The following is a 19111-nucleotide window of genomic DNA, read 5'->3' on the forward strand; positions in this document are numbered from 1 at the left end:
TGTGGGTTATTTTTTCGCTTCGACACCCGATGCGTCTGAGCGCAGCAGGAACTGTTCCGTCGTTTGCGGGATATGGCGAATCAGCCAGTCGGCCATTTCGCGCTCTTCTGCGAGGATCGTCTCAATAGCGGGTATCGAAGCGGTGTCCCCGGCTTTTTTGGCCGCTGCCAGCAGGGAGGTATAGCAGGCGATTTCAAACTGTTCGAAAACATAGCCGCTGATCGAGCCCTTCACGATTTCGTCTGAAGGGAACATGCCGCCGATGGATTGCCCCAGCGCCGCCATTTTGCTCATCGAGTCTTTTAAGACCGAACGAGAAATATCATTACGGTCGAGGATTTCCTCCAGCAATGTGATTTGCCGTTTTGTCTCATTGATATGCTGTTCAATTCTGGCGCGAACATCAGGATAATTATCGATACGGCTGGCCATGGATTCCAGCATAGATTCGGCTTGCTTTTCCATCGCATGGGCATCGCGTAGCCAGTCATGGTAGTGTTCTACGTGATTCATCATTGTATCCTCATTAGGGGTTCGCTTATTTGGTCTCACTTTCAGCAGCCTGATCGGCACGTGCGGCACTGTAGCCAGATAAATGGCCGACAATATTGGCATAGATACTGATGATAATGACCCATAGCACGCTGTTCTTCCACCATATTACGGAAGGGATAGCGAGTATGAACCATATTATAGCTGCCGTTAAATGGCACCGTTTAATTGTCCTGGGACTGATGCTCATTTTATTTAACCTGTGTTATTGCGTCATTTCTGCGCTTTTTGGTTAATATTTCCAACGGCCAGGTCGGTGAGTTTAAGGTCGGTCTCTTTTTCTTCTTCCAGCGTTTCGGCAAGAAGTTTAACGGCTTTTTTATAGCCCAGTTGTTCTGCTAATGTGGCAAGGGTACCGTAGCTGGCTATTTCGTAATGCTCAACTTTTTGTGCAGCGGCAATTAACGCGGCATCACGCACTTCATTTTTTTCCGTGCTTTCGATAACTTCGTTGGCTTCTTCAATTAAGCCTTCCATCGCCACGCACTTCATGCGTTTGATCTTAACACCGTCTTCCTGTTCGACGATCTGGTCGATACGTTCAATCTGACCTTGCGTCTCTTCAAGGTGTGCGGTAAAGGCGGCGCTCAGCTTCTCGCTGGAGGCGGCACGGGCGAGTTTACTTAACGCTCGGGTAAGCTGCTTTTCTGCGCTGTAGGTATCCGACAGAAGATGAATAAATACATCCTCAACACTTTTCATATTCATAATAATTACGCTCCGGTAAAATAAAGAAAGGGTACTGCGAGCTTTTCAGCCCGCAGCATGCTCTCAGGTTTTATTAAAGGAGTACTAAATAAGATCAGGAGTTATCAGACTTACGGCCTCCGCCGTGACTGTTCTGTCCCCCTTTCTTACCCGCTTCAGATGCGCGTTGCGGATCGTTTTTAAAATTACCACCGCTGTGCTGGCCACCTTTACGTCCAGCTTCTGATGCTTTTTCACGGTCTTCAGCGAAATTACCGGAACCACCACGATGCTCTGCCATATTAAACCTCATAGTCATATATTGGTTATGTCAGTACGATACGAAAATATTCCGTATCACTCGTCGTTCGAGTAATAAATCTAGTCGCTGTGCGTCATCCGTCAAATGCGTTTTGCTATTTGCGGCTGCGTTATTTTTAAATATTTGTAAATTTACGCTTCGCTTAAAATGGAAATATGGATAGGCAGGAGGGACTTGTAAACAACCATTCGGATTAGTCCTAACTTCGAACTAAAAATTTGAAAGGTGAGGAAAAAATAATGGCGCGCTCAAATTGGTTAATTTGCAGTCAGAAAAAAAGCAAAAAATACTCCTTTATAGCTAGCAAGCGGAACCCTAAATAATTATAAGGAAAATCCTGGATAAAAGCGTTCAGGTCGAAAGGGCGGTTTCGTTCGGACCTGTTCAGGGACCAGTAGCACACGGTTTGACCACTGTCGTCTTAAGATCACAAATCAGAAATTCTTCCCCCCGGAAGGAACGGGTTTCTCTACACTCCAGGTAATATTCACTGGAGGCATGACATCATGGCGAACACCATCACGGCTGATGACATTCGGGAACACTTTTCGCAGGCTATGTCGGCGATGTACCAGCAGGAAGTTCCGCAGTATGGCACCTTGCTCGAACTGGTTGCGGACGTAAACCTGGCGGTGCTGGAAAATAACCCACTATTACATGAACAACTGGCAAACGCCGATGAGCTTGCGCGCCTGAACGTGGAGCGTCACGGGGCGATCCGCGTTGGCACAGCACATGAACTTTCAACCCTGCGTCGTATGTTTGCCATTATGGGGATGTACCCGGTCAGCTATTATGATCTCTCCCAGGCGGGGGTGCCGGTCCACTCAACGGCGTTTCGCCCGATCGATGATGCGGCGCTGTGCCGTAATCCGTTCCGTATCTTTACGTCGCTGCTGCGACTTGAACTGATTGACAACGTTGCGCTGCGCGAACGGGCGGCGGAAATCCTCTCTCACCGGAACATCTTTACCCCGCGCTGCCTGGCGCTGCTTGATCTGTATGAATCTGAGGGGCAGTTTACTGACGAACAGGCGCACGAATTTGTGCAGGAAGCGCTGGAAACCTTCCGCTGGCACCGTCATGCGACGGTCGATCAGGAAACCTATCAGGCGCTGCATAACGAGCACCGCCTGATTGCCGACGTGGTCTGCTTCCCGGGCTGCCATATTAACCACCTCACGCCGCGCACGCTGGATATTGACCGGGTGCAGGAGCTGATGCCGAAATACGGTATCGAGCCGAAAATTTTGATTGAAGGGCCGCCGCGTCGCGAGGTGCCCGTCCTGCTGCGTCAAACCAGCTTTAAAGCCCTGGAAGAGCCGGTGCTGTTTGCCGGGGAACATAAGGGCACCCACACTGCGCGCTTCGGTGAGATTGAGCAGCGCGGCGTGGCGCTGACCCCGAAAGGGCGTGAACTGTACGATAGCCTGCTTTCCCAGGCCGGTACCGGCAAAGATAACCTGACGCATCAGCTGCATCTGCGGGAGATCTTTAGCGCCTTCCCTGACAGCGAACTGCTAATGCGCCGTCAGGAGCTGGCGTATTTCCGCTACCGTCTGACGCCTGCGGGTGAAGCGCATCGCCATGCGTTCCGTCCGGGAGACGATCCGCAGCCGCTAATAGAGCGCGGATGGGTGGTCGCACAGCCGATCACCTACGAAGATTTCCTCCCGGTCAGTGCCGCGGGGATTTTCCAGTCCAATCTCGGGAATGAAACCCAGGCCCGTAGCCACGGCAACGCCAGCCGCGATGCGTTTGAAGACGCGCTGGGCTGCCCGGTGTATGACGAGTTCACGCTCTACCAGGAGGCTGAAACCCGCAGCAAACAGCGTTGCGGTTTGCTCTGAAATCGTTACTCTGCTGGGGTGTGATGGAAAAAATAAGGTCGTTATGCAAAATCCTTCCGCCCCTGTGGTTGAAACGCGCCAGGGCGCACTGTCTGGTTTAACCGATGAAAATGTCCACGTCTGGTGCGGCATTCCTTACGCCGCACCGCCCGTGGGCGAGTGGCGCTGGCGCTCCCCGCGGCCGCCTGAACCGTGGGATGGCGTTCGCGAGGCCACCGCCTTTTCGGCCTCAAGCTGGCAAAGCAGCGAATATTGTCAGGAGCTGGGCGGGGGCGATCCCGGCCAGTTCTCGGAAGACTGTCTTTATCTGAACGTCTGGTCCCCCAAAGAGCGCGCCGGGGCGCTTCCGGTTATGGTCTGGCTGCACGGGGGCGGGTTTACGATTGGTGCAGGCGGCCTGCCGCCTTATAACGGCAAAGCGCTGGCCACACGCGGGGTGGTTGTGGTCACGATTAACTACCGTCTCGGCCATCTCGGCTTTTTCGCCCATCCCGCGCTGGAAGGCGAGGAAGATCGCGTGGTGCATAATTTTTCCCTGCTGGATCAGATCGCGGCTCTCGAATGGGTTAGGGACAATATCACCGCATTTGGTGGCGACCCCGCTAACGTGACCCTGTTTGGCGAATCCGCCGGTGCGCGCAGCGTGCTCTCTCTGCTGGCATCGCCCCTGGCGGCTGGCTTGTTCCACAAGGCGATTGTGCAAAGCGGGTACACCTTGCCGGACACGCCGCGTGAACAGGCGCTGCAAAAAGGGGAGGCGCTGGCCGCCCATTTTGGCCTGGAGAAAGCGACTGCTGAGCAGCTGCGCGCCATTCCGCCGGACGCGTTCTGGCCGCTCACCGCGCCGCTGAACGTCGCCCCGGCACCCATCGTCGGGGACTGCGTTCTGCCCGAAGCGATGCTGGACGTCTTTTTCGCTGCCCGCCAGCATCCCGTACCGGTGATGATTGGGTCGAACAGCGATGAGGCCAGCGTGATGGCGGTGTTTGGCATCGATCTCGCCGGGCAAATCCAGAAGCTCCGCCGGGAGCGACGCTTCGGGCTGGGGCTGATTAAGCTGCTCTATCCGGGCGTCAAAGGCGATGAGGAGTTGGGCAGGCAGGTATGCCGCGACATGGCGTTCACCACGATGGGCTATGTCGTGATGCAGGCGCAGCAGCGCGTCGGCGGACTGTGCTGGCGTTACTGGTTTGACTATGTCGCGGAAGCGGAACATGCCACCTATATCAACGGCGCCTGGCACGGCAATGAGGTGCCCTATGTCTTCGATACCCTCGGCCAGGTGGAGCCTTCACGCCAGTATGTCAACGAACGGGATTTACAGTTTGCTGCGCAGGTGGCCGATTACTGGGTGAGCTTTGCGCGAGACGCAGGGCCTCGTGAGATCCTGCCAGGGCCGACGCACTGGCCCGCATGCCGAAAAGGGCGGGATGTTTTGTTACGCATTGGCGTGAATAAACATGCAGGTTTCCGGCTTGAAAACCGCTTTATGCGCGCCCGCATGAGCCTCTTCAAACGGGTAATGAAGCACCACGTCAGCCTCGATTAAGCAAACAGGCGCGAAACGCCGCCAGTCCATTTTCCTCCCCTGGCGTTTCGCGCAGCACCAGCCGGTAGCTCGCGCCGGTTTTTATGCTGGTTTCATAGGGCCGTATCAGTCTTCCCGCGCGGACATCTTCGGCCACCAGCGTTTCGTCGGCAATGGCCACGCCCAGCCCCTGAATGGCGGCCGTGATGGCGAGATCCATCGTGTCGAAGTGTTGATTTTTGTGCATGGCAAAGCCCGGACCTTCCTGTTTCGTCAGCCACAGCGACCAGTCTGTCTTATCCCTTGTGGGGTGCAGGAACGTCAGCGATCCCAGCGCTGCACCCGCCCGCACCGGGCTTATCACCGGGGTGAGCGCCTCTTCGAACAGCAGGTCGCCTGCGCTCATGTGCGTGCCGAACACGATGGCCGCGTCGTAAGATTCGGTTTTGAAATTGACGTTGTGATCGGTGGTGGTGGTCAGGGCGATCTGCAGATCCGGCTGCTCACGCTCCACCTCCAGCAGGCGCGGCACCAGCCAGCGCATGGCACAGGTGGGCGCCTTGAGCCGGATCACGGTCTGCTGGCTGCGGGCCTGGTCGGCCACGGTCAGCAAGTGTTCGAAAGCAGACTGCAGTTCCGGGAGCAGGGCGCTGCCCTGCGAAGAGAGGCGCAGGCCGCGCGCGTGGCGTTCAAAAAGCGGAAAGCCAAACCACGCTTCGAGGGAGGCTATTTTGCGGCTCACGGCCCCCTGTGTCAGGCAAAGTTCTGCGGCAGCATGGGTCAGATTCAGGTGACGCGCGGTGACTAAAAATGCGTCGATGGCATTGAGCGGGAGCGAACGGCGCGACATGGAAACACCTCAGCTATGCATTTTTCTCATGGCTATTATGACAACAATTCGATTGTCCCGACAACAGAGATGTTGTTTGAATAGTTATGCAATGTCCATGAGAAGGGAAAGAGGATGACTTTACGAACGCCAGTGCAAACGCGCTCTAAACTGCCCGATGTGGGCACCACCATTTTTACCGTTATCGGCCAGCTCTCGGCGCAGCATAACGCGATTAACCTTTCTCAGGGCGCACCGAATTTTTCCTGCGACCCGAAGCTTGTTGCGGGCGTTACCCGCGCAATGGAGGCGGGGCATAACCAGTATGCGTCGATGACCGGTCTGCAGCCGCTCAAAGAGCGCATTGCCGATAAAATTGCCACCCTATACGGCACGCGGTATGACCCGGCCAGCGAGGTGCTGGTGACCGCCAGCGCCAGCGAAGGGCTCTATTCGGCAATCAGCGGGCTGGTGCACCCGGGTGATGAGGTGATCTACTTTGAGCCGTCATTTGACAGCTACGCGCCGATTGTCCGTCTGCAGGGGGCAACGCCGATTGCCATCAAGCTCACCGTGCCGGATTTTGCCGTCAACTGGGACGAAGTCCGGGCTGCCATCACCCCGCGCACGCGCATGATCATCATCAATACGCCGCACAACCCGAGCGGCCAGGTTTTTTCAGCCAACGACCTGCAGCAGCTGGCGGCGCTGACGCGCAATACCGACATCATTATTTTGTCTGACGAAGTGTATGAACACGTGGTGTTTGACGGTGAGCCGCACCACGGGATGGCCACGCACCCGCAGCTGGCGGAGCGTAGCGTGATTATTTCTTCTTTCGGAAAAACCTATCACGTTACCGGCTGGCGCGTGGGTTACTGTGTTGCACCGGCGGTGCTGATGGACGAGATTTGTAAAGTCCATCAATTTTTAATGTTTTCTGCCGATACGCCAATGCAGCACGCGTTTGCTGAACATATGGTCGACCCGCAAACCTGGCTGTCGCTGTCGGCGTTTTACCAGCGCAAGCGCGATCTGCTGCAGAGTCTGCTGGCCGATTCGCCGTTTACGCTGCTGCCCAGCGCCGGATCGTTCTTCATGCTGGCGGACTACAGCCAATTCAGCAACGAGCGCGACAGCGAGCTGGTGAAACGGCTGATCGTTGAGTACGGTGTAGCTACCATTCCGCTGTCGGCGTTTTATGCGGACGGTACGGATAATAAATTGATTCGTCTCTCTTTTGCGAAAGATGAGGCGACGTTACGGGCAGGTGCCCAAGCCCTGTGTCGGGTTAAACCACGCTGAGATAGGCTCTGAGGAGTTTGAGATGAAAATACGCGCGCTAGTTGTCGGCATGGGATTGCTGTGTACCTTTTCCTCCTTCGCGGCGTCCGAGCTGCGTTACGGTCTGGAAGCCGAGTATCCGCCGTTTGAAAGCCGCAATGCGGCAGGTGAACTGGAAGGGTTTGACGTTGAGCTGGGGAATGCCATCTGCAAAGCGGCAGCGCTGAAGTGCAGCTGGGTGGAAACCTCGTTTGATGCGCTGATCCCGGGCCTGGTGGCGAAGAAATTCGACGCCATCAACTCGGCGATGAATATCACCGAGCAGCGCCGCAAGAGCATTGATTTTACCCAGCCGATTTACCGTATTCCGTCGCAGCTGGTCGGCAAGGCCGGCACGGCGGTTGAGGCAACCCCAGAAGGGCTGAAGGGGAAAACCATCGGCGTGCTGCAGGGATCCATTCAGGAAACCTATGCCAAAGAGCACTGGGAAAAGCAGGGTGTCACCGTGGTGTCGTATAAAGATCAGAATATGGCCTGGGGCGATCTGCTGAATGGCCGTATCGACGCCTCGCTGGTCATGTCCGCGGCCGGGCAGGCAGGTTTCCTCAGCAAGCCGCAGGGGAAAGGGTTTGGCTTCATCGGCAAACCGGTGTCTGACGACACTATCCTCGGCAGTGGGATCGGCTTTGGTTTGCGTAAAGGTGACGAGGCCACCAAAAAGCAGCTTGATGCCGCAATTGATAAAGTACGTGCCGACGGCACGATCGCCAAACTCGCTGATAAGTACTTCCCGGGTATCGATGTCAGCGTAAAATAACCGCCTCATTAGCCCCGTCAGCTGATGTCCTGACGGGGCATTTTTAATACACTTCATCCTTCAAGCTGCCTCTGCGTTGGCTACGTCTGTTCACCCCAGTCACTTACTTAAGTAAGCTCCTGGGGATTCTCAGACTTGCCGCCTTGATCCAGCATGAATGATTTTGTGTATTTACTGTTTTTTACACCACTTTCGGGCCGTTCTGGTCGACAGAAAATATTTCTCACTTTGTTCAGATAATCACCGGCCAACAATTGGATTCTTAACCATTTTTGTTTAGGCTGTGCGTTCTTTCTTGCCGTCATTTCGCCGAGCGCGAAACACATTCACACGACCATAAGGACGTTTTTCCAGGCATGAATCGCAGACGTTTTCTAAAAGGCTCGCTGGCAGTGGCAGCCCTGAGCGGCACATCCGGCCTTGCTTCCCTGTTTTCCAAAGCGGCATACGCTGCTGACTCTGACATTGCTGACGGCCAGAGCCGTCGTTTTGACTTCTCCGTCCTGCAATCCATGGCGCATGACCTGGCGAAAACCCCGTGGGGTGGCGCGCCGCGCCCGCTGCCGGAGACGCTGGCCACGATGACGCCGCAGGCGTACAACGCCATCCGCTACGATGAAAAACAGTCACTGTGGAACAACATTGAAGGGCGTCAGCTGGACGTGCAGTTCTTCCATATGGGAATGGGGTTCCGCCGTCGCGTGCGGATGTTCTCACTGGACCAGTCCACCTCTATGGCGCGCGAGATCCACTTCCGGCCGGAGCTGTTCAGCTACGGTGAAACGGGGGTGGATACCAAACAGCTGGAAGGGCAAAGCGATCTCGGCTTTGCGGGCTTCCGCGCGTTTAAGGCGCCGGAGCTGGCGCGTCGCGATATCGTCTCTTTCCTGGGCGCGAGCTATTTCCGCGCGGTGGATGACACTTACCAGTACGGCCTTTCCGCCCGCGGCCTGGCGGTAGATACCTTTACCGACACGCCGGAAGAGTTCCCGGACTTTACCTCCTTCTGGTTTGAGACCGTCAAGCCCGGCGACACGACCTTTACCGTCTATACGCTGCTGGATAGCCCGAGCATCACCGGTGCCTATAAATTCGTGATCCACTGCGAGAAGAGTCAGGTGATCATGGAGGTGGAAAACCACCTCTACGCGCGTAAGGACATCAAGCAGCTCGGCATCGCGCCGATGACCAGCATGTTCAGCTGCGGTAATAACGAACGCCGCATGTGTGACACTATTCACCCGCAAATCCATGACTCCGACCGCCTGGCGATGTGGCGCGGCAACGGGGAGTGGATCTGTCGTCCGCTGAACAACCCGCAGAAGCTGCAGTTCAATGCCTATATGGACAAAAACCCGAAAGGGTTCGGTCTGCTGCAGCTCGATCGCGATTTCTCGCACTATCAGGACGTGATGGGGTGGTACAACAAGCGTCCAAGCCTGTGGGTGGAACCGCGTAACGACTGGGGTAAAGGCGCGGTTGGCCTGATGGAGATCCCGACCACCGGTGAAACGCTGGATAACGTGGTCTGCTTCTGGCAGCCGGAAAAAGCCGTCAAAGCGGGCGACGAGCTGGACTTCAAATATCGCCTCTACTGGAGCGCGATGCCGCCGGTGCGCTCCCCGCTGGCCAACGTCTATGCCACCCGTACCGGCATGGGCGGCTTCCCGGAAGGCTGGGCGCCGGGCGAAAACTACCCGAAAGTGTGGGCCCGTCGCTTTGCCATCGACTTCGTCGGTGGCGACCTGAAGGCCGCTGCGCCAAAAGGCATCGAGCCGGTGATTACGCTCTCCAGCGGTGAAGCGAAGCAGGTGGAGATCCTCTACGTTGAGCCGTTTGACGGCTATCGCATTCTGTTTGACTGGTACCCAACGTCGGATTCGACGGAACCGGTGGATATGCGCCTGTTCCTGCGCTGCCAGGGCGACGCCATCAGCGAAACCTGGCTGTACCAGTATTTCCCGCCAGCGCCGGATAAACGTCAGTATGTTGACGACCGAGTAATGCGTTAACTTTTGTGGGATTGTGCCGGGTGGCGGCTTCGCCTTACCCGGCCTACGTTTCAGTACTGTAGGCCCGGTAAGCGCAGCGCCACCGGGCGATGACGAGGCACCATGACATCTGAAATCATCCCCGTTTCACAACACATCGAACTACGTTCCGTCGAAGAGCGCTACACCGCCGACCTGCACAATCTCGTCGTCAAAAACAGAGCCTTTCTGCAAACCGCCTTTGACTGGGCGCAGCACGTGGGCAGCGAAGAGGATACCCGCCGCAACGTGCAGAGCAACCAGATGCTGCACCAGCGCGGCTACGCCAAAATGTTTCTGATCTTCAAGGATGATGCGCTGGTTGGCGTCCTGTCGTTCAATACCATTGAACCGACCAACAAAGCCGGCTACATCGGCTACTGGCTGGATGAAGCCCACCAGGGTCAGGGCATTCTCTCTCAGTCACTGCAGGCGTTTATGCGCTACTACGCTGAACGCGGTGAGATCCGTCGTTTTGTGATCAAGTGTCGGGTGGCGAATCAGCACAGCAACAGCGTTGCCGTGCGCAACGGTTTTACGCTGGAAGGGTGCCTGCGGGAAGCGGAATACCTGTATGGCCGCTTTGACGATGTGAATATCTACGGCCTGATCTATACCTTATAACGCGCCCAGCAGCGGCGTGCGGGTGATGCGCTGGTCGCCGTTAATCACTTTTTCGCCGCGCAGGTGAATGCTCTCGCCGGCAAACGCTTCAATGACCGCATCGTCGGTGATTTCAACCCGGTGCTCGATAAGCACATCTCCGCTGATGCGCGCGCGCCCCTGGATCACCACTTTATCATCCAGCATGATTGGCCCGCCGCGCAGCCAGGCCTGCCCGCCAATCAGGACGTGATGCTTGATGACGCAGTTGCCTTCGACCACGGCATTCTCCGCAATCTGCGAGCTGTAGCGCACCGTGGGGATGGCATCGTCGTTAAACCCGGCTATCACGCGGGCGTTACCATAGACTTTAGCGCAGTCGCACACCCAGACGTTGTTCAGTTCGTTACCCTCCAGGATCGCGTTGTCAAAGACCTCGGCCCGGTGTTCAACAAAGGCAAAATTGACCATCGCCTCGCCGTAGATTTGCGCCTGGTGCACAATCCGCGACTGGCTCACCGTCGCCTTGTCGTAAATTTGCAGGATCTGTTCATGGTCCGGCGTCAGCCCTTTGGCGGCAATGACCACGCTGTGATGCAGCACGCGCGCGTCGCCGTAGATATGACACTCGCCCCGTACGCAGGATTGCTGAATGGTGACGTTGTCACTTATTCGCGCCCCATGGCTGACCTCAGCGCCGTCCAGCCAGCAGCTGTCGCCGATGTGCGCGTCATGGCTAATGATGCACGGCAGGGTAAGACGCGCGTTGCCGGAGACGACTGCCCCCGCGAACACCACGCTGTTTTCATCGTAGATCCAGCAGTCGCCGTCCTGCGCGAGGGCGCGCTCATCGTCAATCCAGCCGCCTCTCGTGCCGACTGTCACGTCGTTAAAGTCCGCCGTGGCGATAATCTGACGCAGCGTAGTGGCGTGGGTGGTTTCGCCGTTTTTCCATTGCCAGAGGCGGGTCTCGTCGCTAAGGCGATATTTGTTCATCTTCATGTCTCTGATAAGCGTCTTCACTAAACGTAGCAAAGTTTTCGCATTTCGAGCGGCTTGGCAACCAGACGGTAAACGCCTTAAAATGGCATGTAAAATACACTTTCACTTTATGCGAACGCAGGAAAAATAATGACCGTCGATGAGAATTACTTCACAGAGAAATATGGCTTAACCCGTACCCATTCAGAGGTGCTGTACAGCGCGGAGATTGTGAAGCCCGGTAAAACGCTGGATCTGGGCTGCGGCAACGGCCGTAACAGCCTGTACCTTGCGGCCAACGGGTACGATGTGACCGCGTGGGACAAGAACCCGATGAGCATCGACAATATCGAGCGCATCAAGGCGGAAGAAGGGATTGCTAATCTGCATGCCGCGATTGAGGATCTGAACAACCTGAGCTTTGACGGCCAGTACGATTTTATTCTCTCTACCGTGGTGATGATGTTCCTGGAGGCAAAAACCATCCCGGGCCTTATCGCCAATATGCAGCGCTGCACGACGCCGGGCGGTTACAATCTGATCGTTGCCGCCATGGATACGGCAGACTACCCCTGCACGGTCGGCTTCCCGTTTGCCTTCAGGAGCGGTGAGCTGAGCAACTACTACGAAGGCTGGGAGTTGCTCAAATACAACGAGGACGTTGGCGAACTGCACCGCACTGATGAAAACGGCAACCGCATCAAGCTGCGCTTTGCCACGATGCTGGCACGAAAGCCCGCTTAACGGGCGGCCAGCAGGCAGATCTGCAGGGCCGTCTTATAAGACGCCTCAAACGACGACAGCGGCAGGAATTCAAACTTCGAGTGGAAGTTATGCGCCCCGGTGAAGAAGTTCGGGGTGAGTAGCCCTTTAGCCGAGAGCGCCGCGCCGTCGGTGCCGCCGCGCATTGGCGTCGGTTTCGGCGTGATGCCGAGCGATTCCATCGCCTCGAACATCAGATCGATGGCGCGCCGGTCTTCGCCAATCGCATTGCTGATATTGCTGTAGGTATCTTCAATGCGATAGTCCACGCTGGCCGTCGGATATTGGGCGGCAATCAGTGCGGCTACGTCGGCAATCTGCTGCTTGCGCGCGGCAAAGCTCTCCTTATCAAAGTCGCGGATATTGGCCTTAAGAACGGCCTCGTTCTGTCCAGCCTGAATGCCGTTAAACCAGATATAGCCTTCACGTCCCTCGGTGCACTCGGGCGTTTGCTGGCGGTCAAAATGGCTGATGTAATCAGTCGCCATCAGCAGGGGATTCACCAGCACGCCTTTGGCGGACATCGGGTGCGCTGTCACGCCGGTAAAACGGATTTCCGCGGCTGCCGCATTAAAGTTCTCGTAGACAATCTCACCCAGCTCGCAGCAGTCAATGGTCCAGGCAAAGTCGACGTCGAAGCGCTTAAGATCCAGCGCCTTGGCACCGTTCAGGCCGATCTCTTCGTCAGGCACAAACGCCACGACGATATCCCCATGCCGATGCTCCGCCGTCAGGTTTTCCAGCACCGTCATGACCACCGTGACCGCCGATTTATTATCGGCGCCCAATACGCTGGTTCCGTCGCTGAAAATAATCTCCTCGTTCGGATAAGCCAGAATTTCGGGATGCTCGTTCACCCGTAGCCAGATGTCTTTCTCTTTATTCAGACAGAGATCTTCACCGGTAAACGTTAATATTTGTGGATGAATATCCGGTGAAAGTCCCACGTCGACGGTATCAATATGGGTAATAAAGCCGATGCGCGGCGCACCGGGCACGTTGCCTTTTTTAACCGCCGTCACCGTGGCGAATTCATCTATCACAATGTCGTCTAACCCCAGCTGTGCCAGCTCCTGCGCCAGCTCGCGCGCCATGTCATGCTGGCCCGGCGTTGAGGGCAGGGTTTTGACTCTGGGATCGCTCTGGCTGGTGATCGCGAGATAGCGGAAAAAACGGTGCGTTAATTGTCTGGAAAGCGGCGAGCCCATAGTGATTTATTCCTTATTTATTTTTCAGGTGTTTGCCACATCACTTTAATGTTATTTATGAAATGGCAAAAGAATTAATTAGCCGTCGAATTAAAAAGACAGGAATAAATGATGACAAGCAAACTCACAACTTTCACATTGGCGCTCGCGGCACTCACGGTCAGTTCCGCTGTCGCTGCGAAAACGCTGGTGTATTGCTCCGAAGGATCGCCGGAAAACTTTAACCCTCAGCTTTACACTTCGGGAACCAGCGTCGACGCCAGCGCCGTGCCGGTCTATAACCGTCTGGTCGATTTCAAACCCGGCACCACGGAGCTGGTGCCGAGCCTGGCGGAACGCTGGGAGGTGAGCGACGACGGCAAGGTTTACACCTTCCATCTGCGCAAGGGCGTGAAGTTCCAGAGCAATAAATCCTTCACGCCGACCCGTGACTTTAACGCCGACGACGTGATCTTCTCGTTTATGCGGCAAAAAGACGTGAATCATCCCTACCACAACGTCTCTAACGGCAGCTATTCCAACTTCGAAAGCCTGGAGTTCGGCAGCCTGATTACCGCCATTGATAAAGTCGATGACCACACCGTGCGCTTTACCCTGGCGCACCCGGAAGCGCCGTTTGTCGCCGATCTGGCCTGGTATTTTGCCTCGATCCTTTCAGCGGAGTATGCCGACGCGATGCTGAAAGCGGGCACGCCGGAGAAGGTGGATATGGAACCCATCGGCACCGGACCGTTTAAGCTGGCGCAGTATCAGAAGGATTCCCGGATCCTGTTCACGGCGTTTGCCGACTACTGGCAGGGGAAATCGAAGCTGGACAGGCTGGTGTTTAGCATCACCCCGGATGCCTCCGTGCGTTTTGCCAAAATTGAGAAGAACGAATGTCAGGTGATGCCGTTCCCGAACCCGGCCGATCTGCCGCGCATGAAGGCCAACAAAGATATCAACCTGATGAGCAAGGCCGGACTGAATACCGGCTTCCTGGCGTTCAATACGCAGAAGCCGCCGCTGGATAACGTGAAGGTCCGTCAGGCGCTGGCGATGGCCATCAATAAACCGGCCATTATTGATGCGGTGTTCCACGGTACCGGCACCGTGGCGAAGAATCTGCTGCCGCCGGGCGTCTGGAGTGCCGACAGCGAGCTTAAGGATTACGACTACGATCCTGAAAAAGCCAAAGCGCTGCTGAAAGAGGCCGGCTTTGCCAGCGGCGTCAGCATCGATTTATGGGCGATGCCGGTCCAGCGTCCCTATAACCCGAATGCGAAACGCATGGCGGAGATGATTCAGGCGGACTGGGCGAAAATTGGCGTACAGACCAAAATCGTTACCTACGAATGGGGCGAGTATCTGAAACGCGTGAAGGGCGGAGAGCATCAGGCCGCGCTGATGGGCTGGACGACGGCCACCGGCGATCCGGATAACTTCTTCGGCCCGCTCTTTACCTGCACCTCGGCGAACGGCGGATCAAACTCGGCGAAATGGTGCTACAAGCCCTTCGATAACCTCATTGCCGAGGCGAAATTGATAACCGATCATGATAAGCGCGTGGCGTTGTATAAAGAGGCGCAGCAGATGATGCATGACCAGATGCCTGCGGTGATGATTGCGCATTCAACGATTTTCGAACCGGTACGCAAGGAGGTGAAGGGCTATGAAATCGACCCGTTTGGCAAACATCTGTTCTGGCAAGTGGATATAAATCAGTAATTTTTCACTGCCCGGCATGCGTCCGGGCAATCTTTTTGCAATTTGTGCTCACCGCATCATTTTTTGTCACAACAAACCCGCCCGTCTTTTGCTATAACTTCAAATGCATACTTGCAGATAACATGGAAAACTATCATGCGTACTCAAACTTTTTTTAAAGTTGCAGTGCTTACTGGTCTGTTGGCGTTGGCGGGCTGTTCTTCAAAAGTCGCCGCTCCAGAGCAATACTCCGGCTTTTTAAAAGACTACTCAGGCTTGCAGCAGACAACGTCTGCGACGGGTAAACCAACGCTGCGTTGGGTTGATCCTTCTTATAATGAAGCTAACTACGACAGTATTCTCTGGACACCAATTACCTATTACCCAACGCCAAAACCGACCACGCAAATTGGTCAAAAAACGCTTGATGAGTTGTTGAATTACACCAATAACAAAATGAAAACGGCGATTGGTACGCGTAAGCCGGTTGTGACCACGCCGGGTAAACATAGCCTGATTTTCCGTGGCGCGATTACCGGGGTGAGTTCGCAGAAAGAGGGGCTGCAGTTCTATGAAGTGGTGCCTGTTGCGCTGGTGGTTGCCGGGACGCAGATGGCAACCGGACATCGCACCATGGATACGCATCTCTTCTTTGAAGGCGAGCTGATCGATGCGGCCACCAATAAACCGGTCATGAAGGTGGTACGTAAAGGCGAAGGTAAAGAGCTGAATAACGAAAACACACCAATGACCTTTGCGACGCTGAAGCAGGTTGTTGATGATATGGCGACGGACGCCACCATGTTTGATGTGAAAAAAACCGCAAAATAAAATAAAACGGCCTGCGTAATGCAGGCCTTTTTATTTACGCCATCCGTAAGCGTCTGAACCAGGTTTCCGGTTTGGTAAACATCACCATATTTCCTCCCAGGATCAGCACTAATCCCACGATACCGTTGACATGCCAGACGTAGCCTTCATAGACCGTGGAGATGGAGAGCGCCACCAGCGGAAAGAGCAGCGTGCTGTAGGCCGCTTTGCCCGGGCCAATACGTCCCACCAGCGTGAAGTAGGCGCCAAAGGCAATCACCGAGCCAAACAGGGCCAGATACACCAGCGCGCCGAGATAGCTCACCGTCCATTCCGGCACAAAGCTATCGCCTCTGAACAGCGCAATGCAGCCCATCACCAGCGTGCCATAGAGCATCGCCCAGGCGTTGGTGGTCATGGTTTCCAGGCCTCTGCGCTGATGACGCATGCTGATCATATTGCCCAGCGAGAAGCCGTAGGTTCCGAGCGCGGAAAGCCCAATACCGGTCAGGAGTGACGCGCTCCAGCCGCTGGCCAGCAGATCGTCCCAGAAGAGGGTGACAATCCCAACCAGCCCCAGTGCCGCCGCCGTCCAGAAACGCGCGGGCGGGCGCTGTCCGAAGAAAATAAAGCTGTTAATGGCGTTATAGAGCACCGCCATGGAGAAGATCACCGACTCCAGTCCGGTATTGATATGTGCCGCTGCCGTGTAAAAACACCAGAAGTTAAAGCAGAAAACACAGCATCCCTGAAGCAGGCAAAAAAGATGATCCCGAAGCGCCAGCGTGCGCAGGCGACGCAGGGCGAGTAACACCACCATCATGGTGAGGCTGGCGACGGCGAAGCGCCAGAAAATCGACACCGGCGCCGCGACGGGGCCCTGCTGCAGGAAAATCGCAATCCAGGTGGTTCCCCAGATAATGACCACGAGTCCATATAATAATGCGTTCATAGTTGTCTCTTCTCAAACCGCGGAAGCCCGCAGTATGGCGCTGAACTGCGTAACGGGCTTTCACCTGCTTGCGGGTGACTTGCAAAATCTTGCGCTTTTTTCTTCCCTGGGGTCTGGCAACGCGGGACAACTCTTTTTAGACTGATATTCCGATCATTCATGCGCTAACGGTTATGTCTCACGCTTACGATACCTTTGAAACGCTTTGCCAAAAGAATGCAGTCCTGCGGGAAACCGTCTCGCTGAATTCGGGTATTCAGCTGGCGGCGTGGTACAACAAGCACGACACGATAACCGTTAAAAGTAACCATCACACCCTCAGCCTGTACGTGGCGGACGGCTACGAAAGCTATCAAAAAACGCCGGGCGGCTGGAAGAACGGTGGGGGGCCGGACCGTTTCTGCCTGATGCCCAAAGAGAGCGAATCGACGTGGGACATCCGTGATGATCTGTCGTTTGTGCATCTCTACTGCACCGATGAACACCTGCGCGATGTGGGGGAGAAAATCTGGGACAAGCGACCGCTTTCGCTGACCCTGGACGAGCGCATTTTTGGCAGCGATCCGAAGATCACCACGCTGTATCGCCAGTTTTTACTGGGCTGTGACTGGCAGCAGCACGCCAACCAGCTGACCTTGAGCACAGCCTCCACGCTGCTGCTGACCCATCTGCTGCAAAACTACTCAAACGTGCAGTGGAAGCTGCCGGTTGTCACGGGAGGGTTGTCGCCGTTTGCGCTGCGCAACGTCCTCGCCTTTATCGAAGAGAATCTCGGGCAGCCCCTGACGCTGGCCGAACTGGCGGCGCAGGCTGCCCTCAGCGAATACCATTTTGCCCGCATGTTCCGCCAGTCGACGGGGCTGGCGCCGCATCAGTATGTGATGGAGAGGCGAATGGATAAAGCGAAAGCCCTTGTCCAGCATACGACGACGCCGCTAACAGAGATCGCGCTTGCCTGCGGGTTTAACTCCGCCAGCCACTTCAGCAACCGCTTTCGCAGCGCGACGGGCATGACGCCTTCGCAGCTACGCGCGGCGAGCGCGTGAAAACAGGGCGTAGCATACTCCGCCCAGCACCAGCCCCCAGAATGCCGAACCGATGCCCAGGATTGTCACGCCGCTTGCGGTCATCAGAAATGTGACGATAGCTGCGTCGCGCTCCGCTTCGTGACTCAGCGCCTGATATAAACTCCCGCTGATGGTGCCCAGCAGGGCCAGACCGGCCAGCGTCTGGATCCAGCTGAGCGGCAGCGCGGCCATCAACCCGGTAATGGATCCCCCGAAAATTCCCGCCAGCAGATAAAACCCTCCCGCAGCGATGGCCGCCAGCCAGCGTTTACCCGCATCCGGGTGTGCATCCGGGCTTTGGCAAATGGCGGCGGTAATGGCCGCAATGCAGATTGAAAAGACGCCAAACGGAGAAAACAGCAGCGCCATTCCCCCCGTAACGATAATAAGCGGTGAGACCGCCAGCGGGTAACCGGAGGCTTTCATCGTGGCGAACCCCGGAGCGTTTTGTGAGGCCATGGTGACCAGGAAGAAGGGCAAGCCAATACTCACCAGGCTGGTGAAGGTGAAGGCGGGCGCAATAAATTCGGGCATCACCAGTGAAAGCGTGAGCTTATCCGTGACAACGTCACCACCGACCCATGCCACCATACCGCCCACCAGGAGCGTGACCACGATGGCATAGCGCGGCGACAGCGCTTTGGCGATCAGCCACGCCGCAATCATGCTGCCGCACAGCAGAAAGTGTCCCTCAAGATGCGCAAACGCGTGGAGGCCAAACTGCAGCAATACCCCGGCCAGCATGGCGGCAGCAAGCGAATGGGGGATCAGCTTCATCAGACGGGCAAAAAGCCCGGTAATGCCGCAGAGCAAAATAAGCGCGTTAGCAAAGATGAACACGCCGATGGTTTCCGCCAGCGTGACGCCGTGCAGGCTGGTGGCGAGCAGCGCCGCGCCGGGCGTCGACCAGGCGGTCAGTACGGGCGCTTTGTACCACCAGGAGAGCGCCAGCGTGCTGACGCCCATCCCAATCCCCAGTGCGGTCATCCAGCCCGCAATCTGCTGCGCGCTGGCGCCTGCCGCGGCGGCGGCCTGCCAGATGATGGCTGCCGAGCTGGCGTAACCGACCAGCACGGCGACAAATCCAGCCAGTGCGACTGGAATAAGATGAGAGGAAGGGCGCATGAAAACTCCGTTGTGCGT

General features: G+C 56.0%; 19 protein-coding genes. 10 read left to right on the forward strand and 9 right to left on the reverse strand.

Annotated features, from left to right (window positions below; all coding sequences use genetic code 11):
* Positions 1 to 6: 6 nt before the first annotated feature.
* The 4 genes from ABFV38_RS10875 to ABFV38_RS10890 form a co-directional block, all read right to left on the reverse strand.
* The gene (locus ABFV38_RS10875; protein WP_014883791.1) at positions 7 to 513 is read right to left on the reverse strand and encodes a ferritin-like domain-containing protein; all 507 of its coding nucleotides are present in this window, start codon (positions 511 to 513) and stop codon (positions 7 to 9) included.
* Positions 514 to 538: 25 nt separating this feature from the next.
* A complete protein-coding gene (locus tag ABFV38_RS10880) occupies positions 539 to 742 on the reverse strand; it encodes a hypothetical protein (protein WP_013096662.1) in 204 nt (67 codons plus the stop codon).
* A gap of 23 nt (positions 743 to 765) precedes the next feature.
* A complete protein-coding gene (locus ABFV38_RS10885; protein ID WP_348959371.1) occupies positions 766 to 1260 on the reverse strand; it encodes a ferritin-like domain-containing protein in 495 nt (164 codons plus the stop codon).
* Positions 1261 to 1354: 94 nt separating this feature from the next.
* Positions 1355 to 1540: a general stress protein gene (locus tag ABFV38_RS10890; RefSeq protein ID WP_004150795.1), complete on the reverse strand. Its 186-nt coding sequence runs from the start codon at positions 1538 to 1540 to the stop codon at positions 1355 to 1357.
* Between the two features lie 527 nt (positions 1541 to 2067).
* Between ABFV38_RS10890 and ABFV38_RS10895 the strand changes: the two genes are divergently transcribed.
* Positions 2068 to 3411 (forward strand): VOC family protein, encoded by a 1344-nt coding sequence (locus ABFV38_RS10895; protein ID WP_234083106.1) that lies wholly within the window; start codon positions 2068 to 2070, stop codon positions 3409 to 3411.
* A 43-nt stretch (positions 3412 to 3454) separates the two neighbouring features.
* The gene (locus ABFV38_RS10900) at positions 3455 to 4960 is read left to right on the forward strand and encodes a carboxylesterase/lipase family protein (protein WP_348959372.1); all 1506 of its coding nucleotides are present in this window, start codon (positions 3455 to 3457) and stop codon (positions 4958 to 4960) included.
* On the opposite strand, the gene ABFV38_RS10905 is transcribed toward ABFV38_RS10900, so the two are convergent.
* Positions 4947 to 5789: a LysR family transcriptional regulator gene (locus ABFV38_RS10905; RefSeq protein WP_348959373.1), complete on the reverse strand. Its 843-nt coding sequence runs from the start codon at positions 5787 to 5789 to the stop codon at positions 4947 to 4949. The two genes, ABFV38_RS10900 and ABFV38_RS10905, sit on opposite strands and share 14 nt — an antisense overlap.
* 114 nt (positions 5790 to 5903) lie before the next feature.
* Between ABFV38_RS10905 and ABFV38_RS10910 the strand changes: the two genes are divergently transcribed.
* The 4 genes from ABFV38_RS10910 (at position 5904) to rimL (ending at position 10523) form a co-directional block, all read left to right on the forward strand.
* Positions 5904 to 7073: a pyridoxal phosphate-dependent aminotransferase gene (locus tag ABFV38_RS10910; protein WP_104948593.1), complete on the forward strand. Its 1170-nt coding sequence runs from the start codon at positions 5904 to 5906 to the stop codon at positions 7071 to 7073.
* Positions 7074 to 7095: 22 nt separating this feature from the next.
* Entirely contained in the window at positions 7096 to 7869 is a 774-nt protein-coding gene (locus ABFV38_RS10915; RefSeq protein WP_048030514.1) for a transporter substrate-binding domain-containing protein, read from the forward strand.
* Positions 7870 to 8225: 356 nt separating this feature from the next.
* Complete coding sequence (locus tag ABFV38_RS10920; RefSeq protein WP_047075337.1) at positions 8226 to 9881, forward strand: glucan biosynthesis protein; 1656 nt, start codon at positions 8226 to 8228, stop codon at positions 9879 to 9881.
* 102 nt (positions 9882 to 9983) lie between these two features.
* Positions 9984 to 10523: a 50S ribosomal protein L7/L12-serine acetyltransferase gene (rimL, locus tag ABFV38_RS10925; protein ID WP_348959374.1), complete on the forward strand. Its 540-nt coding sequence runs from the start codon at positions 9984 to 9986 to the stop codon at positions 10521 to 10523.
* Here the strand turns inward: rimL and ydcK are convergent.
* The gene (ydcK, locus tag ABFV38_RS10930) at positions 10518 to 11498 is read right to left on the reverse strand and encodes a YdcK family protein (protein ID WP_348959375.1); all 981 of its coding nucleotides are present in this window, start codon (positions 11496 to 11498) and stop codon (positions 10518 to 10520) included. The two genes, rimL and ydcK, sit on opposite strands and share 6 nt — an antisense overlap.
* Before the next feature lie 135 nt (positions 11499 to 11633).
* Here ydcK and tehB point away from each other — a divergent pair, with 135 nt between their 5' ends.
* A complete protein-coding gene (tehB, locus tag ABFV38_RS10935; protein ID WP_348959376.1) occupies positions 11634 to 12227 on the forward strand; it encodes a tellurite resistance methyltransferase TehB in 594 nt (197 codons plus the stop codon).
* Here the strand turns inward: tehB and pepT are convergent.
* The gene (gene pepT, locus ABFV38_RS10940; protein ID WP_262780662.1) at positions 12224 to 13453 is read right to left on the reverse strand and encodes a peptidase T; all 1230 of its coding nucleotides are present in this window, start codon (positions 13451 to 13453) and stop codon (positions 12224 to 12226) included. The two genes, tehB and pepT, sit on opposite strands and share 4 nt — an antisense overlap.
* A gap of 111 nt (positions 13454 to 13564) precedes the next feature.
* On the opposite strand from pepT, the gene ABFV38_RS10945 reads away from it, so the two are divergent.
* The gene (locus tag ABFV38_RS10945; RefSeq protein ID WP_348959416.1) at positions 13565 to 15160 is read left to right on the forward strand and encodes an ABC transporter substrate-binding protein; all 1596 of its coding nucleotides are present in this window, start codon (positions 13565 to 13567) and stop codon (positions 15158 to 15160) included.
* A 135-nt stretch (positions 15161 to 15295) separates the two neighbouring features.
* Positions 15296 to 15970: a DUF3313 domain-containing protein gene (locus tag ABFV38_RS10950; RefSeq protein ID WP_008502258.1), complete on the forward strand. Its 675-nt coding sequence runs from the start codon at positions 15296 to 15298 to the stop codon at positions 15968 to 15970.
* A gap of 34 nt (positions 15971 to 16004) precedes the next feature.
* On the opposite strand, the gene ABFV38_RS10955 is transcribed toward ABFV38_RS10950, so the two are convergent.
* Positions 16005 to 16901 (reverse strand): EamA family transporter, encoded by an 897-nt coding sequence (locus ABFV38_RS10955; RefSeq protein WP_008502257.1) that lies wholly within the window; start codon positions 16899 to 16901, stop codon positions 16005 to 16007.
* 173 nt (positions 16902 to 17074) lie between these two features.
* On the opposite strand from ABFV38_RS10955, the gene ABFV38_RS10960 reads away from it, so the two are divergent.
* Positions 17075 to 17947, forward strand: a complete 873-nt coding sequence (locus ABFV38_RS10960) for a helix-turn-helix transcriptional regulator (protein WP_348959377.1) — start codon at positions 17075 to 17077, stop codon at positions 17945 to 17947.
* Here ABFV38_RS10960 and ABFV38_RS10965 read toward each other — a convergent pair.
* Complete coding sequence (locus ABFV38_RS10965; RefSeq protein WP_334761644.1) at positions 17927 to 19093, reverse strand: benzoate/H(+) symporter BenE family transporter; 1167 nt, start codon at positions 19091 to 19093, stop codon at positions 17927 to 17929. The genes ABFV38_RS10960 and ABFV38_RS10965 overlap by 21 nt on opposite strands.
* Positions 19094 to 19111 lie beyond the last annotated feature (18 nt).

The sequence above is a fragment of the Enterobacter cloacae complex sp. Mu1197 genome (assembly GCF_040059225.1).
GTDB lineage: Bacteria > Pseudomonadota > Gammaproteobacteria > Enterobacterales > Enterobacteriaceae > Enterobacter > Enterobacter quasiroggenkampii.